This window comes from Enterobacter cloacae complex sp. 394F7 (assembly GCF_057320385.1).
Genome location: NZ_JBXWCS010000004.1, coordinates 391,157 through 398,281 on the forward strand (window position 1 = coordinate 391,157; position 7,125 = coordinate 398,281).

Annotated in this window: 6 protein-coding genes; 2 read left to right on the forward strand and 4 right to left on the reverse strand. The window is 57.7% G+C overall.

Annotation, left to right across the window (positions count from 1 at the left end):
• Nucleotides 1-38: 38 nt before the first annotated feature.
• From AC2FAK_RS08880 to AC2FAK_RS08890, 3 genes are read right to left on the reverse strand one after another with little or no spacing between them, the layout of a single operon-like run.
• Nucleotides 39-1,418, reverse strand: coding sequence for an efflux transporter outer membrane subunit (locus AC2FAK_RS08880; RefSeq protein ID WP_095454728.1), 1,380 nt, complete (start codon nt 1,416-1,418; stop codon nt 39-41).
• On the reverse strand, nt 1,415-2,497 hold the full coding sequence (locus tag AC2FAK_RS08885; protein WP_095454727.1) for an HlyD family secretion protein: 1,083 nt from the start codon (nt 2,495-2,497) through the stop codon (nt 1,415-1,417). Before AC2FAK_RS08885 ends, AC2FAK_RS08880 begins: the two co-directional genes overlap by 4 nt.
• Before the next feature lie 23 nt (nt 2,498-2,520).
• Nucleotides 2,521-4,173, reverse strand: coding sequence for an MFS transporter (locus AC2FAK_RS08890; protein ID WP_095454726.1), 1,653 nt, complete (start codon nt 4,171-4,173; stop codon nt 2,521-2,523).
• A gap of 221 nt (nt 4,174-4,394) precedes the next feature.
• Here AC2FAK_RS08890 and AC2FAK_RS08895 point away from each other — a divergent pair, with 221 nt between their 5' ends.
• Nucleotides 4,395-5,189 carry a YdcF family protein gene (locus AC2FAK_RS08895; protein WP_095454725.1) on the forward strand — a complete coding sequence of 265 codons (795 nt, stop codon included), beginning with the start codon at nt 4,395-4,397 and terminating at the stop codon, nt 5,187-5,189.
• Between the two features lie 60 nt (nt 5,190-5,249).
• Here the strand turns inward: AC2FAK_RS08895 and gap are convergent, their stop codons facing one another.
• A complete protein-coding gene (gene gap / locus AC2FAK_RS08900; RefSeq protein ID WP_095454724.1) occupies nt 5,250-6,251 on the reverse strand; it encodes a type I glyceraldehyde-3-phosphate dehydrogenase in 1,002 nt (333 codons plus the stop codon).
• Between the two features lie 189 nt (nt 6,252-6,440).
• Between gap and cybB the strand changes: the two genes are divergently transcribed.
• Nucleotides 6,441-6,971, forward strand: coding sequence for a cytochrome b561 (cybB, locus tag AC2FAK_RS08905; protein WP_013096695.1), 531 nt, complete (start codon nt 6,441-6,443; stop codon nt 6,969-6,971).
• Nucleotides 6,972-7,125: the final 154 nt, after the last annotated feature.

Below are 7,125 nucleotides of genomic sequence, written 5' to 3' on the forward strand. Positions count from 1 at the left end.
AGAGGGCCGGGGTGAGGGCATCAGCGTGCAAACCGGGTTCACACGCTCTCCCAACCGCCGCCCAGCGCTTTATACAAATCAATCTGCGCCAGCAGCAGGTTATTTTTTACCTGCACCACGTTGGTTTGTACCGAGTAGAGGGTTCGCTGTGCGTCGAGCACATCCAGATAAGATGAATAACCGTTGCGATAGCGGTTCTGCGCAATGCGCAGCGTCTCCTGGGCCACCTCCTGTTGGGCCAGCAGTTCGCTAAGTTGTTCCTGATAACGCGTAATGGCGTCAAGGCTGTTGTTCACTTCGGCAAAGGCGTTGCGCACGGTTTTCTCATAGGCGTACAGCGCCTGATTACGCTGCGACTGGGAGATATCCACCTGCGCATTCAATGCCTGGCGGTTCAGCAGCGGGGCGAGAATACTGCCGCCTGCGCTCCAGAGCTGTAAAGGGTTGTCCAGCAGTCCGGAAAGGGTGCGATCCTGAATCGATCCGGTCGCCGTCAGGTTGATCGACGGCAACAGGCTGGCGCGCGAGGCGGCAAGGCTGGCATCGGCCGCAATAAGCTGACGCTCCGCCTGAACGATGTCAGGTCGTCGGTTAAGCAACGATGACGGCAACTGTGAAGGCAGCCTGAGCGGGGTAAGCATGCTGAAGCTTTCACTGCGCGCCACCTCGCCCGGGTTACTGCCCAGCAGCAGACTCAGGGCATTCTCTTGCTGCGCGATCTGATGCTGCAGCAGCGGCACCTGCGCCCGGGTGGCCCGCAGCTCAGAGTCAGACTGCATCAGCTCCAGGCGCGAACTGTAGCCCGTTTCAAACTGCCGTTTAGCAAGATTAAATGCCTCTTCGCGTGATTTCAGCGTGGACTCGGTGACGCGAAGCTGTTCGTCAAGCGAGAGCAGGGTGACATACCCGGAGGCCACCGACGAGGCGACAGTTAAATCTGCGGCAGCGGCGGCGGCTTTTTGCGCCTCCAGCGAGGCCTGCGCGGCATTGGCCGTGCTGCGGTTGACGCCCCAGATATCCACATCATAGCTGGCGGTGAGGCTGCCTTTGTACAGCGTACTGTATACCGGTAACCCCGTGGCGGCCGATTGCGTCCGGGCGCGGGTACCGGTTACGCCCGCATCCAGCGACGGAAACAGGCTGCCGTCAGCGGTATAGACTCTTGCCTGATACTCATTGATCCGTTCGCGGGCGATCAGCACGTCGCTGTTATTTTTCAGCGCCTGATCCACATAGCGGTTGAGATTGTTGTCGTGAAAATTTCGCCACCACAGCTGTTCAGGCGCGCTGGCGGGGCCGGATGCCGCCCGCCACTGGGCAGGAATGTGCAGTGACGGTTGGGCAGGTTTTACATCCACCGACTGGCATCCGGCAAGCAGAACGGCAACCAGCAGGCTGGCTAGCGGGCGAAGGGTCATTGCTTCGCCTCCCGCGTATCAATGGTCACCTGTACCGACATGCCAGGACGCAACAGTGCCGACTCTTCCGGTTTACCCAGCACTTCGATACGCACCGGAATACGCTGGGCGATTTTGACAAAGTTCCCGGTGGCGTTATCCGGCGTGATGGCGCTGAATTCGACGCCGGTCGCCGGGGAGATGCTCTCCACGCGGCCCTGATAGGCTTTGTTATTGAGTGCATCGACGGTAAATTTCACCGGCTGGCCCACGCGCAGCTCCGCGAGCTGGGTCTCTTTAATATTGGCGATCACCCAGTGCTGCGGCGGTACCAGGGTGGTGAGATGGGTTCCGGCCGTCACGTACGCGCCCAGACGCACCGCGATCTGCCCCAGCTGGCCGTCACGCGGCGCCACAATGCGGGTGTTTTGCAGGTCGATTTGTGCCAGCTCCAGCGCCGCTTTGGCGTTTTCCACATCCGCCTCCAGCGCTCCGCGGTTCACAATCACCGTATGCAGATCCTGGCGCGACATCTCAAGCGTCGCTTTGGCCTGCTCAATATCGGCGCTGCCCTGGGCCGCGCTGGCCAGCGCCGCGTCGCGTTCGCGGATGGAGAGCGATCCGTCCGCCGTCAGATCTTTTACACGTTTTAAATCCGCCTGGGTTTTCAGACTTTGGGCGCGGGCGTTTTTCAGGGCCGCCTCGTTACGGGCAATCACCGCTTCCGCGCTTTTACGCTGCTGCAGGTTATTATTCAGGGTGGCAATTTTCATCGCCAGCTGCGCCTCGGCCTGATGCACGCGCTGGCGATAGATGCGGTCATCAATCTGCAGCAGCAGGTCGCCTTTTTTCACCTGCACAAAATCCTGCACCTTCACGTCGGTGATATAGCCATTCACCTGCGGGCTGATGAACGTGGTCTGGCCGCGCACGTAAGCGTTATCGGTAAACTGCGCGTGGCGGGTGAACGGCGGCAGCTGCCACGCGTAAAGGATCACCAGCACGCCGACAATACCGATTGCCGCGGCGGTGAAAACGGAAACAATGCGCACATTTTTGCGGGTGTTGGCCTGCTCTTTGGCGGCATCCTGCTGACTCATAAACTCTCCAGAAATATTTTCAATTATTTGTTGCCGGTGGCGTTCTTAAGCGCCATACGGGCAGTGATGCGCAGGCGCAGCAAGCGCCATAAAATCCAGATCAGCGTGGCCGCGGCAATACTCGCGGTCAGTAAATAGGTGTCGTTGTAAGCCAGAATGTTTGCCTCAAGCGCGGTCACCGTCTGCAACTGGGTGATCGCCTGCGTGCCCAGCAGGGCGCTGTCGCCAATCAGGCTTTTGTACATCTGGGTATAAAGCTGAATCCGCTCGTTAACCAGCGGATTGAGCGTGGTGAGCTGGTCCGCCAGCAGGCTGGAGTGATACTTTTCGCGCCAGGTCTGGAAGGTACCGAGAATAGCCGAGCCCAGCAGGCCGCCGAGGTTCTGGCTCATGCCGAACATTACCGAGAAGCTCACCAGATTACGCGGGTCGGCGATGACGCCGCCAATGGCGGCCAGCATCGCGGGGGCGAGGAAGAAGGCACTGCCAAAGCCCAGCAGGAACTGGCTGAGCATCAACTGATCCGGGCGCGTCAGGTTGTTGGACTGGCTGTCCAGCAGCGAGGCGACAATCATCAGCACCAGGGAGGTGATAATCGGCCACGCCAGTTTGGTCGGCTTAATGGTCAGACAGCTGGTGACGATCCCGCAGACGATCCCGGCAAATATGGACCACGCCAGGTGCGTCATCTGCTCGTTCTGTAACCCCACGTACTGCAGCCAGCCGATGACGCCGGTGTTTTGCTCGGCCAGCACGATGCGGATCAGCAGCATAATCAACCCAAGGCGCACAATACTGCCGCTCGACAGCCAGCGGGTGTTCAGCAGCGGGTTACTGCGGTTATGTTCAAACACGATGGCGGAAACAATCAGCACCAGCGAGAGCGCCAGCGACCAGCCGATCCACGGCGCTTCAAACCACCAGTCCAGACGGCCCAGCGACAGCACCGCGCACAGCAGCGCCATCCCCGGTGCCAGTAAAAAGAAGGTGATAAAGTCTTTTTTCTCAAAGACCTTACGCCGATCGCCCGGCGGCAGTTTCAGCGCAATCACGCACGCCAGCGAGATGAGGGCCAGCCCCAGCTCGAAGAAATAGAGTCCGCGCCACTCATCAAGCTGCAACAGCTCGGTTGAAAAGAGCCGCGCCAGCGGAATGGCCAGTGACGAGCCGGTGATGCCAATGGTCAGCGCCTTCAGACGGTGCTTCGCCGGCCAGGCCTGGATCTGATAATAAATGCCCAGCGAACTGAGCGCGGCGGCCACCATTCCGTGCGCGGCGCGCACCATCAGCGCCGAACTGAGATCGTTAACGAACAGGTGGAAGAAGGTGACCAGCACATACAGCACCAGAAAGCCTTCCGTAAAGGCGCGCAGACCATACTGCTGGCGGAATTTCACCAGTAGCAGGTTAATGGAGATATTGGTCATCACATAGACCGCCGGTAGCCAGGCGATCTCGGTTGACCAGGCGCCGAAGGTGCCCTGCAAATTTTGCAGGTTGGCGGTGACCAACGCATTCCCCAGGGCGCCCGTCAGGCAGACCAGCAGACCCACAACGCCATAGGCAATCCGCTTTGGCGTGCTGTGCTCCGGCGTGGAGGGTGAACCCAGCAGGGCGGGTTTCTCGTGTGGCTGCCACTCGCGAGGAGCATAAGGATCGCGTTCGGGCAGGCGCATAACGTCGTTTACCTTTGAAAAAATTAAATAATTAGCGGGCTGGCGATTCTACGTCTGCCGTAAAACATAATACAAGTGAATATGATTTACGCATGTTAATCAAATGTTGAACTAAAGGTTTTAGGAAAAAGAGCGGCCTTATCTCTGGCACTTTAGGAATCAACGCCTGTTTTGACGCGACAAGTGCGGTACGCTAATCCAAATGCTGTAAGGAGGTGACGATGATACCGACATTTTTTCCCTGTTTGCCCGGCAGCACGCTCAGTGCCGTAAACACGGTTGGGCAGTGGCTGGCGCAGGATGACCTGCAACCGGGTCAGTCCGTGGATATGGTGATTCTGGCGGGGAATGCCGTCATGCCAACCATCGAAGCTGCCTGCCGTCTGGCGGCGGAGCAAGGGGTGCCCATGATCATTAGCGGAGGCATCGGACACTCCACGACATTTCTTTATGCCGCGATTGCGAAACATCCGCGCTATCACACCATTCCCACTACGGGCCGGGCAGAGGCGGCCATCCTGGCGGATATCGCCCGTGAATTCTGGCAGATCCCGGCAGACCGGGTTTGGGTGGAAGATCAATCGACGAACTGCGGGGAGAACGCCCGCTTTAGCCGCGAATTAATGACGCACCATCAGTTTGCCCCTGAAAGCGTGCTGGTGGTGCAGGATCCAACCATGCAGCGACGCACCATGGCAACGTTCGCGCGCGTATGCCGGGACGAACCCGTATCGCCGGAATGGGTGAGCCACGCGGGCTTTACGCCCGTACTGCAAAACGGTGACGATGGGCTGGTGTTCAGCGATTCCGGTGAAGGGCTTTGGCCGGTGGAACGCTATTTATCGCTGGTGCTGGGGGAACTGCCGCGCCTGCGTGACGACGTTAACGGTTACGGTCCGGCAGGACGTGATTTTATTGCCCACGTGACGATACCTGATGAGATCGAGGCGGCGTGGCAGGTGTTGCGCAATGACATTGTTCTGACCGACGCCCTGGTGAGCCGCGCGTTATTATGATCCGCTGCCCGTTTGCGAAAAGACTCACGCAAACGGGCATTTCAGGCGGCTGTTTTTGAATCACAGCGCCGCAAACTTATCCAGCGTGCGCACCAGCTGCGTCACAAACCCATACTCGTTGTCATACCAGGCGACGGCTTTCACCAGCTGCAGATCGCCCGCCTCGGTCACTTCGGTCTGCGTGGCGTCAAACACCGAGCCAAAGTGCGAGCCAATGACATCTGACGACACAATCTCTTCATCGGTATAGCCAAAGGATTTATTTCCCTGTGTCGCTTTTTTCAGTGCGGCATTCACCTCTTCAGCGGTGACCTTTTTGCCCAGAATGGCGACCAGTTCCGTTACCGAGCCGGTCTTCACCGGTACGCGCTGGGCGTGACCTTTCAGTTTGCCGCTAAGGGCCGGGATCACCAGGCCAATCGCTTTGGCAGCACCCGTGGTGTGGGGAATGATGTTCTCCGCCGCCGCGCGTGAGGCGCGCAGATCTTTCCCGCGCGGACCATCCACCAGCGCCTGAGTACCAGTGTAGGCGTGAATGGTGGTCATGGTGCCCACTTTAATGTCAAAGGCATCGTGCAGGGCTTTTGCCAGCGGGGCGAGGCAGTTGGTGGTGCAGGAGGCGACGGAGATAATGGTATCACTGGCGTCAATGGTGTCGTCGTTAACGTTAAACACAATGGTTTTCATCTCACCTGCTGGCGCGGAGATCAGGACTTTTTTGGCGCCAGCATCCAGATGCGCTCTGGATTTCTCTTCCGACGTATAAAAACCGGTGCATTCCACGACGATATCCACCCCAGCGGCTTTCCACGGGATATGTCTGGCCTCTTTCTCGGCGTACACCGCGATGGTTTTACCGTCCACAATCAGCGCGTCTTCGGTGAAATCCACGCTCCACGGGAAGCCGCCGTAGTTAGAATCATGCCGGAGCAGATAGGCCAGTACTTTGGGAGAGGTGAGGTCGTTGATGGCGACGACGGTGTTGCTGTCCTGGGTTTCAAGAAGGCGACGAAGTACCAGGCGTCCAATGCGTCCAAATCCGTTAATGCCAATTTTACTCATGGTTTTCTCCTGTAAACGTGTCGATGCGACAGTTTGAACTTATCCAGGCTTAGACCATGAGGGGCGGGGCAGCAATTGAAGATGCTTCATGCCCCGGGAAGTATTTGAAAATCCATACAGAAAAGTTAATGAATTTTTAAGGAAAGGTCGTTATGTTGGCGCGGTAACTGTTTTTTATCGGAAAATCACATGCGCACTAAATATACAGGCCTGCAAATCGGCATTCACTGGCTGGTGTTTCTGTTAGTTATCGTCGCCTACTGCGCCATGGAGTTCAGAGGCTTCTTTCCGCGTACCGACCGACCGCTGATCAATATGATCCACGTCTCATGCGGGATCGCTATCCTGGTATTGATGGTAACACGTCTGCTGGTGCGCCTGAAGTTCCGCGCGCCGCCGATTGAGCCGAAACCGAAAGCGATGATCACAGGCCTTTCGCATCTGGGGCATCTGGTGATTTATCTGCTGTTTATTGCTTTGCCGCTGATTGGCCTGGTGATGATGTATAACCGTGGAAACGACTGGTTTGCCTTTGGCATCGCCATGCCGCACGCGGCGGAATCCAACTTTGACCTGGCTGATGGGCTAAAAGAGTGGCACGAGACGCTGGCGAACCTCGGCTATTTTGTCATTGGCCTGCACGCAGCGGCGGCGCTGATGCATCACTATTTCTGGAAAGATAATACGCTGCTGCGCATGATGCCGAAAAAGCGGCAATAGCCCTCAACACTTTTGCCGCCTTTCTCGCCGGGTGGCGCTGCGCTTACCCGGCCTTGTATTATCCTCCCGTACAGAAAGAACCGGCCAGTTCTTTCTGTCAGGCAGTCCACATGCCGTACCCGGCCTTAGGCCACGAGCCTGTATTGTAGATCCC